We start from the raw sequence: 21,708 nt of genomic DNA on the forward strand, positions 1-21,708 counted from the left end.
GAGAAACGATTATGACATTCCTGATCAGGAGCCTGCTGCTCCTTGTGGCGAGCTGCGCGCTGACCGTGCAAGCCGCCGATACCGGCTGGCTGCGCAACGCGCAAAATAGCCATGCTGAAGTGCGCCTGCGCGCCGCGCCGCAGGGCGATCACCTGCAACTGCTGCTGGATATTCGCCTGCAGCCGGGCTGGAAAACCTACTGGCGCTCGCCGGGCGAAGGCGGCGTCGCGCCGGAAATCCGCTGGCAAACGCCGGATATCAACGCCCGCTGGTCGTGGCCAGTGCCAGCGCGCTTTGACGTCAGCGGCCTCACCACGCAGGGCTACAAAGGCAACGTTACGCTGCCCATCGTGCTCGAATCTGCCCCGCTGGGCACGCTGGCCGGCACGCTGACGCTGTCCACCTGTAGCGACGTCTGCATCCTGACGGACTTTCCGTTCCAGCTCGATCTCTCGCAGCCCGCCAGTCCGGATTTTGCACGTGATTTCGCCCAGGCGATGGGGCAGATCCCGGCTGACAGCGGGCTGACCGATCAGCTTGATGCCAGCTTCGTTGATGGCACGCTGCAAATCCGGGCGCAGCGTCAGCAGGGCTGGCAGCAGCCAGAACTGTTCTTTGATTATCCGCAAGGCAGCATGCTGGCGGCGCCGCAAATCAGCGTGCAGGGCGAGACGCTGACGGCCCGCGTGGCGGTGACCGATGAATGGGGCGAGGCTGCGCCGGACCTGCGCGGTAAAGCGCTGTCGCTGGTTATCGCTGACGCCGGTATCGCTCAGCAAAGCCAGCTGACCCTTGGTCATCAGCCGCTGTTTTCTCCCTCCGCCGGGAACGCCACGCTGTGGTCGGTAGTGCTGCTGGCGCTGCTCGGCGGGCTGATTCTCAACCTGATGCCCTGCGTGCTGCCGGTTCTGGCAATCAAACTGAGCAGCCTGGTGCAGCAGCAGGGACAGACGCAACGCCAGACGCGTCAGCAGTTTCTCGCGTCCAGCGCCGGTATTCTGTTCTCTTTCCTGCTGCTGGCGCTGCTGATGACCGTGCTACGGCTCAGCGGTCAGGCGCTGGGCTGGGGCATTCAGTTTCAGAGCAGCGGCTTTCTGCTGGTGATGGTGCTGGTGATGTTCCTGTTCAGCGCCAGTCTGTTCGATCTGCTGCATTTTCGACTGCCTTCCGGCCTGACTACCCGGCTGGCGACGCACGGCGGTGCCGGTCTGGCAGGACATTTTGGCCAGGGGGCCTTTGCCACGCTGCTGGCGACGCCGTGCAGCGCACCGTTTCTTGGCACCGCCGTCGCCTATGCGCTGACCGCGCCGCTGCCGCAGCTGTGGCTGCTGTTTGTCGCGCTCGGCGTCGGCATGAGTCTGCCGTGGCTGCTGGTTGCGGCCCTGCCGGGTATGGCGCGCTGCCTGCCGCGCCCGGGGCGCTGGATGCTGCATCTGCGCACGCTGCTGGGGCTGCTGATGCTGCTGGCAACGCTGTGGCTGGTGACGCTGCTGATTCCTCACTGGGGCAGCACCGTCGCCATTCTGCTGGCGGCCATCCTTATGCTGGCGCTGACGGGCTGGCTAATCGCACGCCGCGCGCTGCCGCAGGCAGGTCTGGTGTTCATTACCGTGACGCTGGCGGGCGCGCTGTTACTGCTGACGCGCCTCTCCCCGGAAGAGGAATCGCTGGTATGGCAACCGCTGACCGAAGCCGCCATCAATCAGGCGCTTGAGCAGGATAAGCGCGTCTTCGTCGATGTCACCGCTGACTGGTGCATCACCTGCAAAGTGAATAAATCACGGGTGCTGAATCAGCCTGACGTGCGTGCCGCCCTCGGCGCAGAGGATGTGGTGCTGCTGCGCGGTGACTGGACACAACCGGATCCGGCCATCGGCGAGTTCCTGCGCCGCCGCGATCGCGTAGCGATCCCCTTTAACCAGATTTATGGCCCGGCACTGCCGCACGGCCAGATTTTATCGCCGTTATTAAGTCGTGATGCGGTGATTTCAACACTCTCTGAGGCAAAAAAATGATGAAAAAATCCCTGTTACTTTCGCTGATGTTACTGGCGGCACCCGCCCTGGCCGCCGCGCCATTTACCCCCGAGCAGGAGGCGCGCATCAAACAGCTGATTCGCGAAACCCTGGTGCAAAATCCGGCGATTCTGGCAGAAGCTGCCGACGCATTTGATAAAGAAGCCGCGCGCCAGCAGCAAAACGTGGTCGCGCAGATGGTAGAAAAAAACCGCGCGGCGCTGTTTAACGATGCCGGCTCACCGCGCATCGGTGCCAAAAAACCGGCACTGACGCTGGTCTATTTCACCGACTACAACTGCGTCTTTTGCAAAAAGTTTGAGGCGGATATCGAAAAACTGCTGCACAACTATCCGCAGGTGGCCGTGGTACTGAAGCCGCTGCCTTACCGCGCTGAAAGCTCGCTCAGTTCGGCGCGTCTGGCGCTGACGGTGTGGGAGCAGCAGCCGAATAACTTTCTTAAGCTGCATGAACGGCTGATGGCAAAGAAAGGCAACCATGATGAAGCCAGCATCGCCGCCGCGCTGGACAAAAGTGGCATCAGCCTGTCGGCGCCGAGCACCGCCAGCCTCGATACTATCAACCTCAACCTGACGCTGGCGCAGCAGCTGGGTGTGCAGGGTACGCCCGCCACGCTGGTTGGCAATCAGCTGATCAGCGGGGCAGTGCCTTATGCACAGCTGGAAGCCGCGGTGAAAGGTGCGCTGCAGGCTAAGCCATGAGCCGGGTAACGCGCTGGCTGCGCGAAGGCGTGCTGTTGTTGCTGATGGCAGCGGCGCTGCTGCTGGCCATGGACTGGCTGCGTGCACCGCAGCTGCCCACGGATGTGGCCCGGCAGCCGCTCAGCGCGCTGCAGGGCGAGGTGAACCTGGCGAAGCTGAGCCAGCAGCGGCCGGTGCTGGTTTACGTCTGGGCCAGCTGGTGTGGCGTGTGCAAACTCACCACACCGACTGTGGCCGCGCTCAGTCAGCACGGCACACAGGTGGTCAGTGTGGCTCTGCGATCCGGCAGCGATGCGCGCGTCGCCACCTGGCTGGATAAAAAAGGAGTGCGGGGACTCGCCGTCAATGATGAAAGCGGGGCGCTGGGACAGCGCTGGCAAATCAGCGCCACGCCGACGTTCATCGTGCTGCATCAGGGCAAGGTGGTCAGCACCAGCAGCGGCTGGACCAGCAGCTGGGGGCTGAAGCTGCGCCTGTGGTGGGCGGCGCGCGCTGCCTGATTAATCATTAACGGTTAACCGACCGCGTTAAATAACCGTAGCGTGAATAACCTTGCGCTGCGGTTATTTTTTTGCTGATTCAAAATCCGCACAAAATATATCAATGCATTGAAATTAAATAAGTAATAAATAAAGTGATAGATGGATGTTTCTGGTTTATTTGCAATTAGCATCATCATGGCACATATATGTTAAATCACTTTTTTATTTATTTAATAACGGCGCGCTCGCGCCATTTTATTTTGGGGGAGAACAATGCGAATTCATCACCTCAACTGTGGCTGCATGTGCCCGCTCGGTGGCGCGTTATTCGATGGTTTCAGCAAAGGTCCGTTTGCTGAACTGGTGTGCCACTGCTTACTGCTGGAAACTGACCGTCACGGTTTAATCCTCGTGGATACCGGTCTGGGCACGCAGGATATGCGCCATCCTGACCGCCGCCTGTCGGGCTTTTTCCGCGCGCTAAATAATATTCGCTATAACGAGCAGCTCAGCGCGCTGGCACAGATTCAGCTGCTGGGTTTTCGCCCGGAAGAGGTGCGCCACATTATTCTGACCCACCTCGATTTTGACCACGCCGGCGGCATCAGTGATTTTCCGGCCGCCCGCATTCATCTGCTGCAGCGTGAACTGGATACCGTAACCCAGGCGGGCGATAGCAGCTGGCTGGCGCGTCAGCGGTTTCGCCCGCAGCAGTGGACTGCGCACGATGGCTGGCGCGGTTACGCCAGCGGCGGCGAGCGCTGGTATGGCTTTGATGCGGTGAAGGCGGTCGACGATCTCAGCGATGAGATTCTGCTGGTGCCGCTGCCGGGACATACGCTGGGCCATGCGGGCGTGGCGATTCGTCACCAGGGCGGCTGGCTGCTGCATGGCGGCGACGCCTGGTTTTATCGCGGTGAAATGTACCACAGCCAGCGCCACTGTACGCCGGGCCTGCGCGCCTATCAGCGCCTGATGTGCAGTGACCGCGCCGCCTGGCACAGCAATCAGCAGCGGCTGCGTGAGCTGTCACTGCAGCACGCGCAAGAGGTGCAACTGTTCTGCAGCCACGACGCACAGGAACTGAACCAGTTCCGTCGGCACGGTTAACTTTTTGTGCGGGCTATGCGCATGACTCTTTATCTTTACTAATATTTCTCAGGCGTGCGAAGCGATGCCTGGCCGGATCGCTCTCGCCTGGAAAAACTGTGATAGGGAGAGTGCGATGTACCATACCTCGGGACGCTCGGTTGTTGGCGTGACGCTGTTTACCCTGCTTGAGCCATTGCCGCTGGGCTTTTTCTTTGCTGCCTGGCTGTTTGATATTATCTATCTGCAAACCTTCATCGTCATGTGGACTAAAGCCGCCAGCTGGCTGATAGCCATCGGGCTGGTGCTGGCGATTGTGCCGCGACTAATCAGCCTGATTCATTTATTCCGTGGCGCACCTGCCGCAGAGAAAACCCATTTCTGGCTGTCGCTGCTGGCAATCGTGCTGGCCATCGTTAACGCATTCATTCACAGCCGCGATGCCTATGCAGTGGTGCCGATGGGCGTGACGCTCTCCACCCTGGTGGTGGTGCTGTTGCTGATAGCGAATCTGCAGCTGGCGCTGCGCGAGCGTCGTTTACAGGGAGGTCGCCCATGAAATTTCGTGTTATGAGTGCGCTGGGGATTGCGGTACTGCTGAGCGCCTGCGACAGCGGATCGGACCTCGATCCGCAACGGCAAATCGGCCCTGATCCGCAGCTGCCGCAGGCTAAAAACTTCTTTATGCCGCCGATGCAGGTGCCGGAAGGCACCGCGTGGAAAGAGGGCGAGACACCAAAAGTGGCCGACGGCCTGAAGATCGAGAAAATCCCGGCCAGCCTGATGCACCCGCGTCAGCTGTATGTGCTGCCGAATGGCGACGTGCTGGTGGCAGAAGCCAACGGGGTGAAAAACCCGGTCACGGCACCGAAAGAATTGATCATGAGCCTGGTGCAGAAATCTTCCGGCAAAGGTGGCCCGGGCGGCAACCGCATCACGCTGCTGCGCAACGTAAACGGCAAGTGGGAACAGCACCGGTTTATCGAAAACCTCAATGCGCCGTTTGGCATGCAGCTGATTGGCAATACGCTGTATGTGGCTAACGCCGACAGCCTGGTGAAATTCCCTTACCAGACCGGCGAAACCGAAATCCGTACGCCGCCGGAAGAGGTGACGTCGCTGCCGGGCGGTGAGCTGAATCACCACTGGACCAAAGCGCTGCTCGCCAGTCCGGACGGCAGCAAACTGTACGTCGGTGTCGGCTCCAACAGTAACATCACCGAGAACGGTATCGGCGCAGAGTATGGCCGCGCGGCGGTGTGGGAAGTGGACGCCGCAACCGGTGCCAGCCGCATTTATGCCAGCGGCATCCGCAATCCTACCGGCCTGCAGTGGGAGCCGCAAAGCGGCAAGCTGTGGGCCATCGCCAACGAGCGTGACGAAATCGGGTCGGATCTGGTGCCGGATTACCTGACCTCCGTGCAGGACAAAGGTTTCTACGGCTGGCCGTACAGCTACTTTGGTCAGCACGTCGACGAGCGCGCGCAGCCGCAGCGGCCGGATCTGGTGGCGAAAGCCATCAAGCCGGACTATGCGCTGAGCTCACACGTGGCACCGCTCGGCCTGCTGTTCTATGGTGCGGAGAATATGCCGCAGTACCGCGGCGGCGCGTTCATTAGTGAACACGGTAGCTGGAACCGCACGCCGCTCAACGGCTATAAAGTGATTTGGGTGAAATTTGAAAACGGCAAACCGGTCGGGCAACCGCAGACGGTGGTGTCAGGATTCCTCACCGACGATCAGAAGCAGGTACGCGGTTTGCCGGTAGGGCTGGCGACGGATAATCAGGGCGGGGTGTTGATTGCCGACGATGCCGGCAACGCGATCTGGCGTATCAGCGCCGCACAGTAGGGTCATCGCAGGCAATAAAAAAGGATTTGGCCAGGTCGCCAAATCCTTTTTTTATGTTCGTCACCCGGCTGGTAACCGCGCTCGGAACGGGGTGCTCAGCACTCCTCACAAAAGGAATGATAAAATGTGCAGCGAAAGATTTCAAGTTTCGCTAAAATACTGTATGGTTATACAGGTGTTGAGCGCGGCGGATGCTTATTGTTTTCTGATGACTCCAGGGGCGCGGATAGTCAAACCCCGGCAGGTTTCAGGTGGTGCTGGCCTGTGGCTTTCACAATGAGTGCCGCTCAGCGCTCCTCACAGATGTGCTTAGGCGGTCGGCGGGTAGAGTCAGGGCCCCGAAAGCTGAACAGCGCGCTCCTGTCAGAGGAGAAGGAAAGTGATGGAACTTGTTCGATTACTCCTGGACCTGGTCCGGGTGATCCTGCAAATCATCGTTGCCCTTTTGCAACTGACCGGTCAGGCGCACTGACCGGAACTTGAAACAAGGCGGAGCTCACCCCTCCGCCTTTTTTCGTACGCCCGCGTTACTCGCCTGGCCGGCTTTGCTGTTGCATCGCCTGTCTGAGCGCCGCAACAAACACGCTAACGCGCGCCGGCAGGTGGCGCGTGGTGGGAAACAGCGCCCACACGCCCAGCATCTGCGGCTGCGCGTCCTCCAGCTCCAGCGCCACCAGTTCGCCGGATGCCAGCTCTTCCCGCACATCCCATTCAGAAAGCTGCGCGATGCCGCTGCCGGCCACGCACAGCGCACGCACCCCTTCGACATTGCTGCCGCTGAAGCGCCCGTCAACGCTCAGGCTGGAGAGATGACCGTCCACCATAAAACTCCACTGGACCACATTCGACAGGCGCAGACAGTGGTGTTGATGCAGATCCGCCAGATGACGCGGCGTGCCGAAGCGTTGCAGATAGCCCGGAGCCGCACACAGCCGGCGCGGGTTGTCGGCCAGACGGTGTGCCACCAGGCGGGAATCGCGTAGCGGGGCGATGCGAATCGCGACATCAAAGCCCAGCCCGACAATGTCCGTGACATCGTCGCTGAGCTGAAACTCAACGCGCAGCCCGGGGTTTTGCTCCATCAGTGACGGCAGCAGCGGAATGATGGTGCGGCGGCCAAACCCCGTAGGCGCGGTGATGCGCAGCTGGCCGGTGGCCCCCTGTTTATCGGGCGCGAACAGGTTGCGTGCGCTCTGTTCGGTCTCGGCCAGCGTTCTGGCATAGGGAAGAAATTCTTCGCCTTCATCGGTAAGGGCAATGGCGCGCGTGGTGCGATGCAGCAGCCGTACGCCGAGATCTTCCTCCAGTGAGGCCAGCCGGCGCGACACGGTCATAGTGGTGGTGCCGAGCCGCCGCGCCGCCTGCGTCAGGCTGCGGGTTTGCGACACCATCAGAAAAACATCAATATCCCGGGAGTTCATTGTAACGGTTTCCGTTAAGCAGACGTATCATAATCGGTCATTTTTGCCACAATGGCGACTCACTATAATGGCTCCTGATGATAATTTATTTCAGAGCGCCAAATGTCCGACAAACACCTGTTTCAGAGCAGTACGCTTAACCACCTCGATTTAACCAATCGCCTGATGGTGGCACCGATGACGCGCATCTCCGCCAGCGTAGACGGTGTCCCGGGCGAGCGTATGCAGCAGTACTACACGCGTTTTGCCCGCGGTGGCTTTGGCGCGATAATCACCGAAGGTCTCTACATCGATGAAGCCTGGTCACAGACTTACGCTTTTCAGGCCGGGCTGGTCAATCGCCAGCAGATCGCCGGCTGGCGGGCCATCACCAACAGCGTGCACCAGCACGGCAGCAAAATCATTGCACAGCTGATGCACGCCGGTGCGATATCGCAGGGCAATATTTACCGGCGCGATACGCTGGCGCCTTCGGCGATCCCGCCACGTGGCGAACAACTGCGGTTTTACCATGGCCACGGCGCTTATCCGTTGCCGCGCGCCATGAGCGATGAACAGATTGAGCAGGTGATTGACGCCTTTGCTGACAGCGCGGCGCGCGCCATTGAGGCAGCCGGTTTTGACGGCATTGAAATTCACGCGGCCAACGGTTATCTGCTCGATCAGTTCTTTACCGATTACACCAACCAGCGCAGCGACCGCTGGGGCGGCGATATTATCGCAAGACTGACGCTGACGCGGGAGGTGATTGCCGCGGTGCGTCAGCGCATCGGTGCCAACGTCACACTGGGCGTGCGGATTTCTCAGGGGAAAGTGAATGATTTTACGCATAAATGGCAGGAGGGCGCTGCCGGAGCACGCCAGGTATTTGCGCTGTTGGCTGACTCAGGCATCGATTATCTGCATCTGACCGAGCACGATGCGCTGCAGCCGGCGTTCGCGGACGCGACGGAGTCGCTGCTACAGCTGGCGCGCCAGGCTGCGCCACAGTTGCCGGTGGTGATCAACGGATCGCTGTCAGATGCCGAACGCGCCGGCATGGCGTTGTATCAGGGCGCAGATTATGTGGCGCTGGGCAAAAGCGCGCTGGCCAATCCGGACTGGCCACAGCGCGTTCGCCACGGCCAGCCGCTGCGCGCCTTCGATCAAAACCTGCTGGCACCGTCCGCGGATGTTAAAAACAGCGAGCTGGCATAACCGCCGTTTTCGGTCGCCATCCATGGCAACTCTGCCACAACGGTGAAAGACGCCTGCCCGCGCACCAGCAACAATGATATGGGGTTTTGTCGGTTGCGTAATGCTGCGCACCAGCAGCAATAGTGTGTGATTTTGTAGGGTGCGCATTGAGGTACAAACCGGCCACATAGGTAACACTTTAGACCGGGCACATGGGTAACAGTTATAAACGGCATAGCAGAGGAGACTCACTATGCCCTGGACTGAGACTGTTACCATGCAACGCCTTGAATTCATCCTCGCCTGCCAGGCAGGCGGGGAATCCATGACGCAGCTGTGTCACCGCCACGGCATCAGCCGCAAAACCGGCTACAAGTGGCTCAGCCGCTTTAACCCCGGCGAGCTCTCCTCGCTTGAAAATCTCTCCCGCGCCCGCCATCTCCAGCCCGATAAAATCGCCCCCGACATCACCGCGCGCCTCGTTCAGTTCCGCCAGCAGCACCCCGACTGGGGGCCAAAAAAAATCCGCCACTGGTTCCTCAGCAACGGCGCTGACTTCAGCGTCCCTGCCGCCAGCACTATCGGCGACCTGCTGAAGGCGGCGGGAATGGTTCAGCCGCGGACGCCGCGCAAGCGAACGCCGGGCAACCTGCGCAGCCTCACGACGCCCGTGAGGAATAACCACGTCTGGAGCGCTGATTTTAAAGGGCGCTTCCGCCTGAAAGACGGCAGCTGGTGCCGCCCCTTCACGCTTACCGATAACCACAGCCGCTACCTGCTGTCCTGCGAGCCGGGCACGTCGGAGACCACGGTGTTCGTGCGCGGCTGCATGGAAAGGGCCTTCCTGGAAGGCGGGCTGCCCGACGTTATCCGCACCGACAACGGCTCGCCCTTCGTTGCGCCGGGCATTCTCGCGCTGACGCAGCTGAGCGTGTGGCTGATAAAGCTGGGGATACAGCCGGAAAGAACCGCGCCGGGCTGTCCGGGGCAGAACGCCCGCCACGAGCGGATGCACCGGTCGCTGAAGGTCGCCATGAGCCACCACGACGTCTTTGGCTCGCTGCCGGAGCAGCAGGCGTGGTGCAGCGGATGGCGGAACGAGTTCAATCAGGAAAAGCCGCATGAGGCGCACGGGCAGCAGCCGCCCGCGAAAATATGGACGCCTTCACCGCGAAGATGGGACGGAAAAGTGCCGGAGGTGGGCTATCCGGAGGGGGCGAAGCTGTACAAAGTCGGTGAAAAAGGCGACCTGAGGCTGAACGGGCGAACCTTCCTGAGCGCGGCGTTACGGGGGGAATACGTGCGGTTCCTGGAAGTGGACGACGGCATTGACGTCATCCTCTTCGACAGGCTCATCCTTGCGTATTATGACCGGGCAGAAAAGCGTATTATCCGGATCGACTGACCACAAAAAGTGTTACCTGTGTGCCCGGTCTGATCTGTTACCCATGTGCCCGGTCGTACCTTGATGCGCACCTGGATAAACCCAACACCACACTCACATCAACACTACCCAGCCCGCTTAACGTTTAAACGCCCAGCTCAGCTTACCGTTATCGGCGCTTAACTTGTTCAGCGCCTTCTGGTTCACCGCGTCTCTGGCACCGAGCGCCTGCGCCGTCAGCGGACCGCTATCACTCTGCGCAATCACCGTATCCTTCGGCACGCTCACCATCTTCTCCGCCACCTTTTTCACCGCTGCGGCGTAGCCGTCGCGGTCGCGCAGGTTGAACGCTTTCAGCGGCAGTTCCCGGCTCAGCCACTGTCCCCAGAAGAATTCAAGGAACGGCGGCGGGTTGTCTGGCTTATCGAAGCCGATATCGCGCACAAAGTAGATCAGCGAACGATACTCATCATCCTGCATATGCTGGCGACCCAGCTCCTGCGGCAGTGCTTCAGGGGCGATCTTACCGTTTGGCGTCTCCAGCCACACCAGATGTGCCGCCGCCATTTTCTGCCAGAAAGCAGCCTGGCTTTTCAGCGGGCGGAAATCATCGGTAATGCGCACCTGCACCGGCGTTGACAGGCCGGCCATGTCAGCAAAGTTGCTGAACGTATGGTGGCCATCAGTCAGGTACAGTTGATTATCCGGGCCGATCACCGCGGTTTTCATCGGGCCGGGTTCGCTGCCGACCGGCGCCTTACAGCTGAAACTGGCCGGATCGCGCAGGGTGGAGCGCGGCGTGAAACTTTTCACCCCTTTTTGTCCCATGCTTTCGCAATAGTCATCGAACAGCTTTTCCGGATCGGCCTGATAACGATGCTGCTTGTAATCCAGCTGGCGATAACCAATGGCGGCCTGAGTGGGATGCAGCTGCGCCAGTTCGACCTGCACAATTTCTCCGGCTTTGATGTCGGGCGGCAGGGCGGCAAAGGCGGGGGCGGTACTGAATAGCAAGGCTAATAACGGCAGGGACGCTTTCATTCCATTTTCTCCTGAAGATCTCCCGGTGGAGCAACACGATAGCATTCCTGTCATCTTCCCGCTCTAGTGTTGTGGCTCGCGGTTGCGTTGAGGCAACCACTTATCCAGACATCTGACCACAACGGAGCACCTGCTTTATGATTTCTGCCACCCAGCATCCCGCTAAACTGCAACACACCGCGATCGATCCCAGCGTCCGTCTGCGCGACACGCAGATTGGCCAGCAGTGTGAAATTCTGGCGCACAGTTATCTGGAATACAGCGAACTGGGTGATTTTTCCTACCTTGGGGAACACTGCTGCGTGGCGGATGCGCAGATTGGCCGCTTCACGGCCATCGCCAATCAGGTGCGTATCGGGGCACCGAATCATCCGATGGATCGCGCCTCACAGCATCGCTTCACCTACTGCCCGGAGTATTACGACAGCCACGCGCAGCGCGATGCCGGTTTCTTCGCCGGACGCCGTGCCGATCGGGTGATCATTGGTCACGATGTGTGGATCGGTCACGGCGTGATTGTCCTGCCTGGCGTGACGGTCGGTGACGGCGCCGTGCTGGCGGCCGGGGCGGTGGTGAGTAAAGATGTGCCGCCTTACACCATCGTCGGAGGTGTGCCGGCGAAACCGATTCGCGCCCGTTTCAGCGCCGACATCGCGGCGCAGCTGCAGGCGATTGCCTGGTGGAACTGGCCGCTGGAGAAGCTGATGGCGCACCTGGCGGATTTTCAGTCGCCGGATATCGCCGCCTTCTGCCAGCGGCACGGGCGATAACGCTTACAAAGCCTGCTGCGCGGCGGCTGGCGGCGCATCGGCTTGCAGGCGTTTCTCCGGCTGCAGCAGCGTCATGGCCAGCATGCTGCCAAAGGCGATACAGGCGGTGACGGTAAACATGGCGTTATAACCGTAGTACTGCGCCAGCCAGCCGCACAGCATCGGTGAAATGATCGACGCGAGGTTGGCGATGGCCAGCGTCATGCCGCTGAAGGTACCAACCGATGCCTTTGGCGTCACGTCAATCACGACCGACCAGTAGACGTTATTCACCAGCGCATTGAGCGCGTTGCCAAGCGTCATCAGCGCGATAATGCCGGCAGCAGATCCGACCCAGGGAATAGCCATAAAGCAGCAGGCGGTGGCGCACAGCGTCACGGCCGCAAACAGGTTGCGCGCCAGCCGCAGATTGTTAAAGCGTGCCAGCAGGCGATCGGCGATGCGTCCGCCCAGCAGCACCGTCAGGCAGGCACCGCTCCACGGGATCATCGCCACATACCACAGCGAGTGCAGGTCATAGTGGAAATTATCCTGCAGATATTTCGGCAGCCAGGTCACCAGGGTAAAGGTGATGTAGAGGAAACTGAAATAGCCCAGCGCGTTGCACACCAGCGTGCGGCTGGTGAAGAAGCGCCACCACGGCAGCGCGCCTTCGTCCTGCGGCTGCTGGCGTTGCCCGGCAATGATCAGCTGACGCTCGACGGCATTGGCACGCGGATGCTGCTGTGGCGTATCAGTAAAGTGGCGGGCAAACAGCAGCATCGCCAGCAGTGAAAACGCGCCGAGCAGCATAAACATCATGCGCCAGTCGTTGGTGAGCAGCAGCAGTCCGACGGCAATCGGTGCGGTCAGCAGCGAGCCCACCTGGGTGCTCAGCAGGCCAATTCCCAGCGCGAAACCGCGTTCGTTATCCGGTGCCCAGTGGGCGATGGTTTTGTTCATCAACGCGTAGGCCGGCCCTTCGCTGAAGCCAAACAGCACGCGCAGTGCAGCAAACCCCATGATCGCCGAGCCGCCAAACAGCGCCATGCCCAGCTCTCCGGCCCAGGCAGTGGCGATCTCCAGCAGCGACCACAGAATGCCGGCCATCAGCCAGACCTTTTTGGTGCCCAGCCGGTCGGCAAGGAAGCCGCCGCACAGCGACCCGAACAGATAGCCAAAGCCAAAGTAGCCCAGCACGGCACCGAGCTGCACTTTACTGAAGTGAAATTCCTGCGAGATGGCGTTGGCGGCGAACGACAGCGCACCGCGGTCGATGTAGTTAATCAGTGCGATGAGAAACAGCAGCGAGAAAATGGTGTAGCGGGTTGAGGACGCTTTCATCATGCGACTCCTGAAAATGAACACAGGAATCATTAAGCAAAGGTAATGCCAGATTGCTAAGGCTGCTAACTAATTAGTGTCCGCCATGCCATAGTGCCCGCGCCGTCGCAGTCAGAACCATCGCGCTGGCTAATAAATACCCGCTATCTGAGCGTACTGCACCAAACCGATCGCCGGCACGATCGGTTACGGTGCGCTGCATCACACTATCGGCTGCGTGACCACCGCGGCACTGCGCAGTGGCTCCTGACCTAAACCGACGTGCAGCAGAATCTGGCTGCGGTAATGCGCATCCGCTTCCTGCTGTTCGTCACTCTGTAATAAACCGACCTCATTCACATTTTTCCCCGCGACCTGCACCTTAGTGCGTGCCGCGCTGCGCATCCACTCATACTCAATATCGATATGGCCGGTATCAATGCAGCGAATGCCGTGCTGACTGAGGTCGTAAGCCAGCACGGTTGCCGTCGGTCCAAGGGAGATCAATACCATGTCGAAATCGCGCGCGTGCGCCAGCACATTACTGTATAGCTCGTTATAAACCGAAAACGCGTTACGGTTGAGGGTGGTAATGCGCCGGATCTGCCGTGCGCCATCCAGCAGATCGTTACCGAGACCAAGGCGCGTGCCGCTACCCTCAACAATCAGAATTTTTTTATCGTGAAACAGCTGTTTAAATTTGGCAAAAATACGCGCTGCCGGCTGTTTATCTTTATAATCATGATAAGGGCGCGTTACCGACGTATTACCATAGCGATAGCCTTTCTTTAATAAATGCTCATAGTGGCGAAAGAAAAACGCTTTATGAAAAAACCAGAAAAGCGCTGAGCCAAAACGCATATTCCCGGTACCGCGAAAGGCATCGGGCATACACAGCAGATAGCGATTATCGCTCTGCGTGCCACGGCGCATGATCTCTTTCAGGCGAATGGAGAGGCGTTCATCAAAAGACTGAAAGCCTATATTCTTAAATAGCGTCATTTCCAGTTCCCCATCCCCATAGCGGCACACTGAGAGCCGGTCATCGCTGAGCAGCAGATCGATGGTCTGTTCTGCTGACAAGACCTGATATTGCCGGGCGTGCGCATTGGCCACGGGAAATTTAATGGCAGCATGTGTGAGTTTAAATGGAAAACGTAATTTGCGATAAAAAGCGTCTGCGCTGATCATAATAACCTTCTTTTTATAAGCGGCTTTGCCGCAGAGCAGTCAGATAATGTATATCACCGATTAATTTGGCAGACAGGCTAAGGAAACTCTCAAAATAATAAATACGCTATTTCATTTATCAATGTCACCGTGCCGGAAAGACGCTATTTTTAGGGCAAAGCGCAGCGTTGCCTGCTTTTTTAGCATCAGGTTCTGACATGACCAGGACAAATCGCATTTGTACGCCACTAATCAATTAAATAATTTCACCAGAAATACATGCGCCGACAAATTGCAGGCTGCCCGGCAGCACGCCTGTCGCGCCCTTAGTCATATCGCACGCTGCGTTATCAAAAAATGCGGATTTTCCTGATGATTGATTAATTTCCTCCAACAAAATTGAAACGTGATTTCACTCACACTACGAGCGAAGCGGGGCGCAGCATGAAGGAGCAGAGCTACATTGATAAGCGGCACTAACGACACGCCGCCAGGCAGATTTTTAACTGACGGTTACGTAAGTTAAGATTTTGTTGAGTTTATGTGTCTTTAGTTTGGGGTGGTTAATAATGATGAGCGTTGAGGGATTCGCATGATAAACAAACTGACCAGTCTCGTGCTGGCGATTCTGGGTGTTGCGCTGCTCTATATGGGCGGCAAGCTGCTGATGATGGGCGGCAGCGCATTTTACGCATTGATGGCGGTGGGATTACTGATCACCGCCATTTTACTGTTCCGCAATCAGCGCAGCGCGCTGAGCCTGTATGCGGTGCTGATGTGGATCACGCTGGCATGGATGATCTGGGAAGTCGGCTTCGACAAGTGGCAGTGGATCCCGCGCGGCGATCTGTTTGGCGTGATCGGCCTGTGGCTGGCGATGCCGTGGGTGGTCAAACCGCTGTATCAGGGACAGCGTCGCTTCCACGGCCTGCTCGGCAGCACGGTGGCCATCATGATTGTACTGGTGATTGGATTGTGCTTTTACGATCCGCTGCCGCAGGCCGGCACCATCACCAATGCGCGTGAACAAAACAGCGAGCAGGGCGCGAACGCTGACTGGACCGCCTACGGCGGCACCGCCGACGGCCTGCGTTTCTCCGCCCTGAATCAGATCACCAAAGAGAACGTGCGCAATCTCGAAGTGGCCTGGACCTATCACACCGGCGATCTGCGTCAGGATAACGACGCCACCGAATACACCTTCGAAGCCACGCCGCTGAAAGCCAACGGCATGCTCTATTTCTGTACGCCGCACAATGAGGTCCACGCGCTCGATCCGCAGAGTGGTGCGGTGAAGTGGAAATACACGCCGGCGAAAGATCGTTCTTATCTGCAGCAGCATCAGACCTGCCGTGGCGTCAGCTATTACGCGGGCGCACCGGTTGCCGCTCAGGACACGGCGGCGACGCCGGCGATGTGCCGCAAGCGCATCTTTAACGCCACCACTGATGCCCGGCTGATTGCGCTGGATGCCGACAGCGGCAAACCATGCGCCGACTTCGGCAACAACGGTGTGGTGGATCTGCATGCCAATATGGGTGATGTTCGTCCACACGCGCTGATGCAGACCGCCGCGCCGCTGGTCGCGGGCAATCTGGTGATTGTCGGCGGCTCGGTTATGGATAACGGCTTCAACAGCGGTAACCCCTCTGGCGTGATTCGCGCCTATGATGTGCAGAGTGGTCGTCTGGTGTGGAACTTTGATCCGGCTAATCCGCAGAATACCGCGCCGATAGCGGCTGGCCAGACCTATCCGCAGGATACGCCGGTGGCCTGGGGTACGCTGAGCGCCGACCTGAAAAACGGCCTGGTGTACGTGCCGTTTGGCAACGCCTCGCCGGATGAACTGGGCATCGAGCGTGATGCCAATAGCAACACTGAAAAATTCCGTGATGCGTTAGTGGCGCTCGATCTGCAGACCGGGGCGTTCAAATGGCGCTATCAGAGCTCCCATCACGATCTGTGGGACCGCGATAACCCGTCACAGCCGTCGCTGGTCGATATCAATTATCAGGGCCAGAAACAGCCGGTGGTGATCCTGCCGACCAAAACCGGCAACCTGTTTGTGCTCAATCGCCTGACCGGCCAGCCGGTTTATCCGGTAAACGACGTGAAGGTTTCGACGGAAGGCGGCGTGCCGGGCGAGAAATTCGCCGCCACCCAGCCGGTATCCAGCCTGAACTTTATTCCGCAGCCGCTGACTGAGAAGTCAATGTGGGGCATCACGCCCTTTGATCAAATGGCCTGCCGTATGGATTTCCGTAGCCTGCGCTATGACGGCAATCCGTGGACGCCAGCCACAGAAGGCGGCTCGCTGGTGTTCCCGGGCAATATCGGGGTGTTTAACTGGGGATCGGTGGCGGTTGATCCGCAGCGTCAGATGCTGATTGCCGCACCGGTGCGCCTCGCCTACAAATACAACCTGATCAAGCGTACGCCCGCCACGGCGACGGAGCGCCTGTTCACCAAAGATGGCCAGCCTTACTGGAACGAAAACTTCCACGGTGATTACGCCATCCACATCCAGCAGCTGGCCTCCGGTCTCGGCATTCCGTGCATTGCACCGCCGTGGGGCCGCATGGTCGGCGTGGATTTGAAAACCGGCAAAACCGAATGGCTGCGTCGCGTTGGCACCACGAAAAACCTGAAAACCAGCTTCCTGCCGGGCCGCTTCCCGATTGGCTTCCCGATGGGCATGGTGGCGCACGGCGGGCCACTGCTGACGGCCGGCGATCTGGTGTTCCACGGTGCGACCGCAGATAACTTCATTCGCGCCTATGACAGCACCACCGGCGAACTGCTGTGGCAGCAGGAGCTTAGCGCCGGCGCACAGGCGACACCATCCACTTACATGGGCAGCGACGGTAAGCAGTACGTGGTGATTGCCGCAGGCGGTCACGGTTCGCTCGGCACCAAAGCTGGCGACAGCGTGGTGGCGTTCCGTCTGAAATAATCCTGTCGATGCAATAAAGGCGCCCGCGGGCGCCTTTTTTATTGCTCTGATATCAGCGCATTAACGCCTGGCGCGCTCGGTTTGTACCCGCTGGGCAATGCGATCGCCAATCGTCTGGTCGATGTTGCGCCAGTACTCAAACGCGCGCGACAGCACTGGCTCCTCCACGCCGTTGAGCAGATGACCGCTGACGTTATTTACCAGGCGATCACGTGCCGCCTCATCCAGCACTTTATTGACCAGCGTATTGGCCTGGCCAAAGTCATCATCATCCTGACGCAGCGTGTAGGGCGCGCGCACCATGTTGCCGTGCGCTTCCCAGGTGGAATCCGTCGGGTAGCGCTCGCCGTCCGCCGCCGGACCGCCTTTCGAATTCGGCGCGTAAACCGGATCGCTGACCGGATTGATGCGCATCGCGCCATCCTTGCTGTAGCTGTGCACCGGTGCCTGCGGGGCGTTGACCGGAATCTGCTTGTAGTTAACGCCAAGACGGGCGCGGTGGGCATCGGCATAGGCAAACACCCGGCCAATCAGCATCTTATCCGGACTCAGGCCGATGCCGGGCACCAGGTTGTTTGGTTCAAACGCCGCCTGTTCAATCTGCGCATGGTTGTCGGTCGGGTTGCGGTTCAGCATCAGTTTGCCGACTTTAATCAGCGGATAATCGCTGTGTGGCCAGACCTTGGTCAGATCAAACGGGTTGAAGCGGTAGGTTTCCGCCTCGGCGAACGGCATGATCTGCATGTACAGCGTCCAGCTGGGGAAATCACCATTTTTGATGGCGGTGAACAGATCGCGCGTGTGGTAATCACCGTCCTGGCCGGCCAGCAGATCGGCGTTATCCTGCGTCAGGAACTCCACACCCTGATCGGTTTTGAAGTGGTATTTAACCCAGAATTTTTCCCCGGCGGCGTTAACCCACATATAGGTATGGCTGGAGTAACCGTTCATGTGGCGCCAGCTTTTCGGAATGCCACGGTCACCCATCAGCCAGGTCACCTGGTGCGCCGACTCTGGCGACAGCGTCCAGAAATCCCACTGCATATCGTTATCGCGCAGATTGTTGTCGGCACGGCGCTTCTGCGAGCGGATAAAGTGCTGGAACTTCATCGGGTCACGAATAAAGAACACCGGCGTGTTATTGCCCACCATGTCGTAGTTGCCTTCGCTGGTGTAAAACTTGATCGCGAAGCCGCGCGGATCGCGCCAGGTGTCCGGGCTGCCACGCTCGCCGGCCACGGTGGAGAAGCGCATCACCACATCGGTTTTGGTGCCGGGCTGAAATACCGCCGCTTTGGTGTAGCGGCTGACATCTTCTGTCACCTGAAAATAGCCAAATGCACCGCTGCCTTTGGCGTGCGGCTGACGCTCTGGAATACGTTCGCGGTTGAAGTTAGCCATCTGCTCAATCAGGTAGTGATCGTGCAGCATCAGCGGGCCGTCAGGACCGACGGACAAAGAATGTTCGTCGCTGGCTACCGGAATGCCAGCATCCGTGGTGGTCGGCTTGCGATCGTCATTGCTCATAATATCTCCAGCTTTTGTAAGGATAATCCAACCACTAAGCGTAGCAGCGAGGCGCAGGCTTGCCCGAATAATTGCGCCGTCTCATCTGGTTGCCGCATTAAGCGATGCGGCACAGCTCGCAAATTTGTTTTTATTTCTGCTGCTGGCTAAGCAGATTTTCCGTGCCGGAAAAAGCGCCATTCTGCGAATGGGATCGGAAAAGAAAAATTAATTCACCCGTCTTTTAAGACAGGTCGCAAAGGATTTTTCCATTTAAGTAAAAACAGACCTCGAATTAATCAATCACTTTATAACTTCATGTAAAATATAACTTTTTAATTTGATGATATTGATCAAAAAGAACCGCAATCCGCTTATTTATGCTCTCGCTGCGTCAAAGGCAATCCCGTTGTAATTAATGAATGGACATAATAAGAGAGATAAATATGGTGATGCATAAGGCTAAAACCGCGCGCCTGGCGCTGGCTATCGCGGGGATGATGGTGGGTGGCAGTGCAGCGGCACAGTCATTAACGCTGGAGCAGCGTCTGGCCCAGCTGGAAGAGAAAATCGCGCGCGATGAGCAGCAGCAAAAAGAGGCGAGTGCCGGAACAACCAACACGTTTCGTTTCTCCGGCTACGCCCGTTCCGGCCTGCTGATTAATGATAAAGGGCGCGGCGGACGTGCCGGACCTGCTATTTCGCCTGCCAGTTCGATCGGCGGTGATGCGCATATTGGCCGGTTAGGTAATGAAAAAGATCACTACATCGAGCTGGGCTTTCATAATCAAACCCGGTTCAGTAATGGTTCGTGGGCCAATTTCAAAGCGCTGCTGGCAGATGGCTCATCCAGTCCGGACCCGTGGGTGCAGAATAAAGACAATAATCTGAATATCCGCCAGGTGTATGTCGAAATGGGGGATTTCCCCAGCTTCAGCGGTGCTGCCCGGCATGCCTCGCTGTGGGCAGGTAAACGCTTTGACGGCGACAATTTTGATCTGCACTTCACCGATACCGATATCGTCTTTCTTGGCGGCACCGGCGGCGGCATCAGCAACCTGCAATGGAACGAGCAATGGCGCAGCGATTTCTCCATTTATGGCCGCAGTTTTGGCGACCTGGGCAGCAGCCGCTACGACGATAACAACGTGCAAAACCTGTTGCTGACCTCGAACCAGTTTTACGGTAACTGGCAGTGGATGCTGACCGGCATGAGCGCAAACGGCAACGACGAGCTGAAAGGGCGCGCATCGACCACCGGCAGCTATGCGCTGCGCAGTGACGATACGGCAAAGCACGGCGTGTTTACCATGCTGGCCTGGCACGATAAAAACCGCTTCTACGGACTGGCACCGGGCAGCAGCACTCACGCCATTCAGTGGGGGAAAGGCCTGGGCGCAGAAACCCGGCAGATCGGTGGCGACGGCGACTTAACGCGCAACGCCAGCGCGCTGCGACTGGCCACTTTTGGCGTGATGCCACTGAGCGATCGCTGGTCAGTGGCCCCATCGCTGCTGGCGCAGCACAGCGAGGATCGCTACCGCAAAGGCGATCGCTATGACTGGGCAACCATCAACCTGCGCGCCTCCCAGGCGATTACGGAAAACTTTGCGCTGCAGTATGAAGCGTCGTGGCTGTATATGGACCTCAAACCCAATGGCCGCAGCTATCAGGATGGCGGCAGCATCGCGACGTACAACGCGGTAAAGGGCGATGTGTATAAGCTGACCTTTGCGCCAACGTTTAAAGTCGGCAACATCAACGACATGCTGGTGCGGCCGGAGATTCGCCTGTTCGCGACCTGGATGAACTGGTCTAAAGCGCTGGACAACTATGCGCTGAACGATGATTTCGGCAGCGCGGGCTTTACCGCTGGCGGTAGCTGGAACTTTGGCGTACAGGCAGAAGTGTGGTTCTGAGACTACACTTCGCGCTAACCGGCTGAAGGAAGGTTGCACGGTGCGAGGCGTTGAAACGGCCTCGCACCGCATCCGGCGAAGCCTGCCAGCCAGCGGTAAAGCTGCATTCCGTCACCGATTGCGGCTATAGTGCAACGTACTGAACCTGAAGCGATAAGGAATTGTTGTGACCATTGCCTGCCTGCATACCGCCGCCAGTAATATTGCTATTTTTGATGACGCCGCGCAGTCGCTCGGCATTCCGCCTCAGCAAATCAGCCATCTGGTGATGCCACATCTGCTGGCAGAAGCAGAGCTCAGCGGTGGCATGACGCCGGCCCAGCAGCAGCGTCTGGAGCAGCTGTTACTCAGCCTGACGCCGTGGTTCGACGCGATACTGATTACCTGCTCTACCTTAGGTGCCGCCGCGGACAGCCTGCGCGATGCACAACAGCGCTGTGCGGTTTATCGCACTGACCGTATGCTGGCGGACGAAGTGCATCGCCGTGGCGCACCTGCGCTGGTGCTGTGTGCCGCGGAGTCTACGCTGCACAGTACGCGCCAGCTGTTTTGCCCTGAGAGTCTGACACCCGACCAGCGTCCGCAAGTCAGGCTTATCCCTGATGCCTGGGCCGCATTCAAAGCTGGCCGGCTGGACGACTATTACACGCTGATCGCCGATGCCGTCGCTCAGGGACAGCAGCAGGGCGCGGTTCAGGTGACGTTAGCGCAGGTGTCAATGGCCGGCGCCGCGTCGCGTTTTCCTGTGCCACAGCGGCCACTCACCAGCCCGCACCTGGCGCTCAGCTTCGTACTGCAGCGGACTAAAGGCGCGGACGAAGGTCATTCAAAACCACTGATTTAAGCCAACAAAAAGCCCTACTGTTACGCAATTTTGCAGCCTTTATGATGGTCATCAGAACCTGAT

17 protein-coding genes are annotated in these 21,708 nt (G+C 58.6%); 12 read left to right on the forward strand and 5 right to left on the reverse strand.

Annotated features, from left to right (window positions below; translation table 11 throughout):
- The first annotated feature begins 11 nt into the window (after positions 1-11).
- The 6 genes from K7H94_RS09120 to K7H94_RS09145 all read left to right on the forward strand — a co-directional run bounded on the left by K7H94_RS09120 (position 12) and on the right by K7H94_RS09145 (position 6,159).
- Positions 12-2,015 (forward strand): protein-disulfide reductase DsbD family protein, encoded by a 2,004-nt coding sequence (locus tag K7H94_RS09120; protein WP_222951997.1) that lies wholly within the window; start codon positions 12-14, stop codon positions 2,013-2,015.
- On the forward strand, positions 2,015-2,737 hold the full coding sequence (locus K7H94_RS09125; protein WP_141495602.1) for a DsbA family protein: 723 nt from the start codon (positions 2,015-2,017) through the stop codon (positions 2,735-2,737). The genes K7H94_RS09120 and K7H94_RS09125 overlap by 1 nt, the downstream gene beginning before the upstream one ends.
- The gene (locus K7H94_RS09130) at positions 2,734-3,237 is read left to right on the forward strand and encodes a thioredoxin domain-containing protein (RefSeq protein ID WP_222951998.1); all 504 of its coding nucleotides are present in this window, start codon (positions 2,734-2,736) and stop codon (positions 3,235-3,237) included. The genes K7H94_RS09125 and K7H94_RS09130 overlap by 4 nt, the downstream gene beginning before the upstream one ends.
- A gap of 255 nt (positions 3,238-3,492) precedes the next feature.
- Entirely contained in the window at positions 3,493-4,329 is an 837-nt protein-coding gene (locus K7H94_RS09135; protein WP_211726161.1) for an MBL fold metallo-hydrolase, read from the forward strand.
- Between the two features lie 115 nt (positions 4,330-4,444).
- Complete coding sequence (locus tag K7H94_RS09140; RefSeq protein WP_136547638.1) at positions 4,445-4,867, forward strand: DUF2231 domain-containing protein; 423 nt, start codon at positions 4,445-4,447, stop codon at positions 4,865-4,867.
- Entirely contained in the window at positions 4,864-6,159 is a 1,296-nt protein-coding gene (locus K7H94_RS09145) for a PQQ-dependent sugar dehydrogenase (protein ID WP_215800082.1), read from the forward strand. The genes K7H94_RS09140 and K7H94_RS09145 overlap by 4 nt, the downstream gene beginning before the upstream one ends.
- 527 nt (positions 6,160-6,686) lie before the next feature.
- Here K7H94_RS09145 and K7H94_RS09150 read toward each other — a convergent pair.
- A complete protein-coding gene (locus K7H94_RS09150; protein ID WP_088517157.1) occupies positions 6,687-7,580 on the reverse strand; it encodes a LysR family transcriptional regulator in 894 nt (297 codons plus the stop codon).
- A gap of 102 nt (positions 7,581-7,682) precedes the next feature.
- Between K7H94_RS09150 and K7H94_RS09155 the strand changes: the two genes are divergently transcribed.
- Together K7H94_RS09155 and K7H94_RS09160 are read left to right on the forward strand one after the other, a co-directional pair.
- Positions 7,683-8,777 carry an oxidoreductase gene (locus tag K7H94_RS09155; protein ID WP_166718979.1) on the forward strand — a complete coding sequence of 365 codons (1,095 nt, stop codon included), beginning with the start codon at positions 7,683-7,685 and terminating at the stop codon, positions 8,775-8,777.
- Between the two features lie 256 nt (positions 8,778-9,033).
- Complete coding sequence (locus tag K7H94_RS09160; RefSeq protein ID WP_227746447.1) at positions 9,034-10,161, forward strand: DDE-type integrase/transposase/recombinase; 1,128 nt, start codon at positions 9,034-9,036, stop codon at positions 10,159-10,161.
- A 117-nt stretch (positions 10,162-10,278) separates the two neighbouring features.
- Here the strand turns inward: K7H94_RS09160 and K7H94_RS09165 are convergent, their stop codons facing one another.
- Positions 10,279-11,181 carry a ParB/Srx family N-terminal domain-containing protein gene (locus tag K7H94_RS09165; RefSeq protein ID WP_021505991.1) on the reverse strand — a complete coding sequence of 301 codons (903 nt, stop codon included), beginning with the start codon at positions 11,179-11,181 and terminating at the stop codon, positions 10,279-10,281.
- Between the two features lie 137 nt (positions 11,182-11,318).
- Between K7H94_RS09165 and K7H94_RS09170 the strand changes: the two genes are divergently transcribed.
- Entirely contained in the window at positions 11,319-11,951 is a 633-nt protein-coding gene (locus tag K7H94_RS09170; protein ID WP_021505992.1) for a DapH/DapD/GlmU-related protein, read from the forward strand.
- Positions 11,952-11,954: 3 nt separating this feature from the next.
- On the opposite strand, the gene K7H94_RS09175 is transcribed toward K7H94_RS09170, so the two are convergent.
- Complete coding sequence (locus K7H94_RS09175) at positions 11,955-13,274, reverse strand: MFS transporter (RefSeq protein ID WP_222952037.1); 1,320 nt, start codon at positions 13,272-13,274, stop codon at positions 11,955-11,957.
- A gap of 201 nt (positions 13,275-13,475) precedes the next feature.
- Positions 13,476-14,444 carry a GT-D fold domain-containing glycosyltransferase gene (locus K7H94_RS09180; protein WP_222951999.1) on the reverse strand — a complete coding sequence of 323 codons (969 nt, stop codon included), beginning with the start codon at positions 14,442-14,444 and terminating at the stop codon, positions 13,476-13,478.
- A 571-nt stretch (positions 14,445-15,015) separates the two neighbouring features.
- Between K7H94_RS09180 and K7H94_RS09185 the strand changes: the two genes are divergently transcribed.
- Entirely contained in the window at positions 15,016-17,376 is a 2,361-nt protein-coding gene (locus K7H94_RS09185; protein ID WP_222952000.1) for a membrane-bound PQQ-dependent dehydrogenase, glucose/quinate/shikimate family, read from the forward strand.
- 60 nt (positions 17,377-17,436) lie between these two features.
- Here the strand turns inward: K7H94_RS09185 and K7H94_RS09190 are convergent, their stop codons facing one another.
- Positions 17,437-18,903 carry a catalase gene (locus K7H94_RS09190; protein ID WP_215800087.1) on the reverse strand — a complete coding sequence of 489 codons (1,467 nt, stop codon included), beginning with the start codon at positions 18,901-18,903 and terminating at the stop codon, positions 17,437-17,439.
- A gap of 476 nt (positions 18,904-19,379) precedes the next feature.
- Here K7H94_RS09190 and K7H94_RS09195 point away from each other — a divergent pair, with 476 nt between their 5' ends.
- Positions 19,380-20,801 (forward strand): carbohydrate porin, encoded by a 1,422-nt coding sequence (locus K7H94_RS09195; RefSeq protein WP_374710431.1) that lies wholly within the window; start codon positions 19,380-19,382, stop codon positions 20,799-20,801.
- Positions 20,802-20,967: 166 nt separating this feature from the next.
- On the forward strand, positions 20,968-21,645 hold the full coding sequence (locus K7H94_RS09200) for a glutamate racemase (RefSeq protein ID WP_222952001.1): 678 nt from the start codon (positions 20,968-20,970) through the stop codon (positions 21,643-21,645).
- Positions 21,646-21,708 lie beyond the last annotated feature (63 nt).

Source organism: Pantoea dispersa (assembly GCF_019890955.1).
GTDB classification, from domain to species: domain Bacteria; phylum Pseudomonadota; class Gammaproteobacteria; order Enterobacterales; family Enterobacteriaceae; genus Pantoea; species Pantoea dispersa.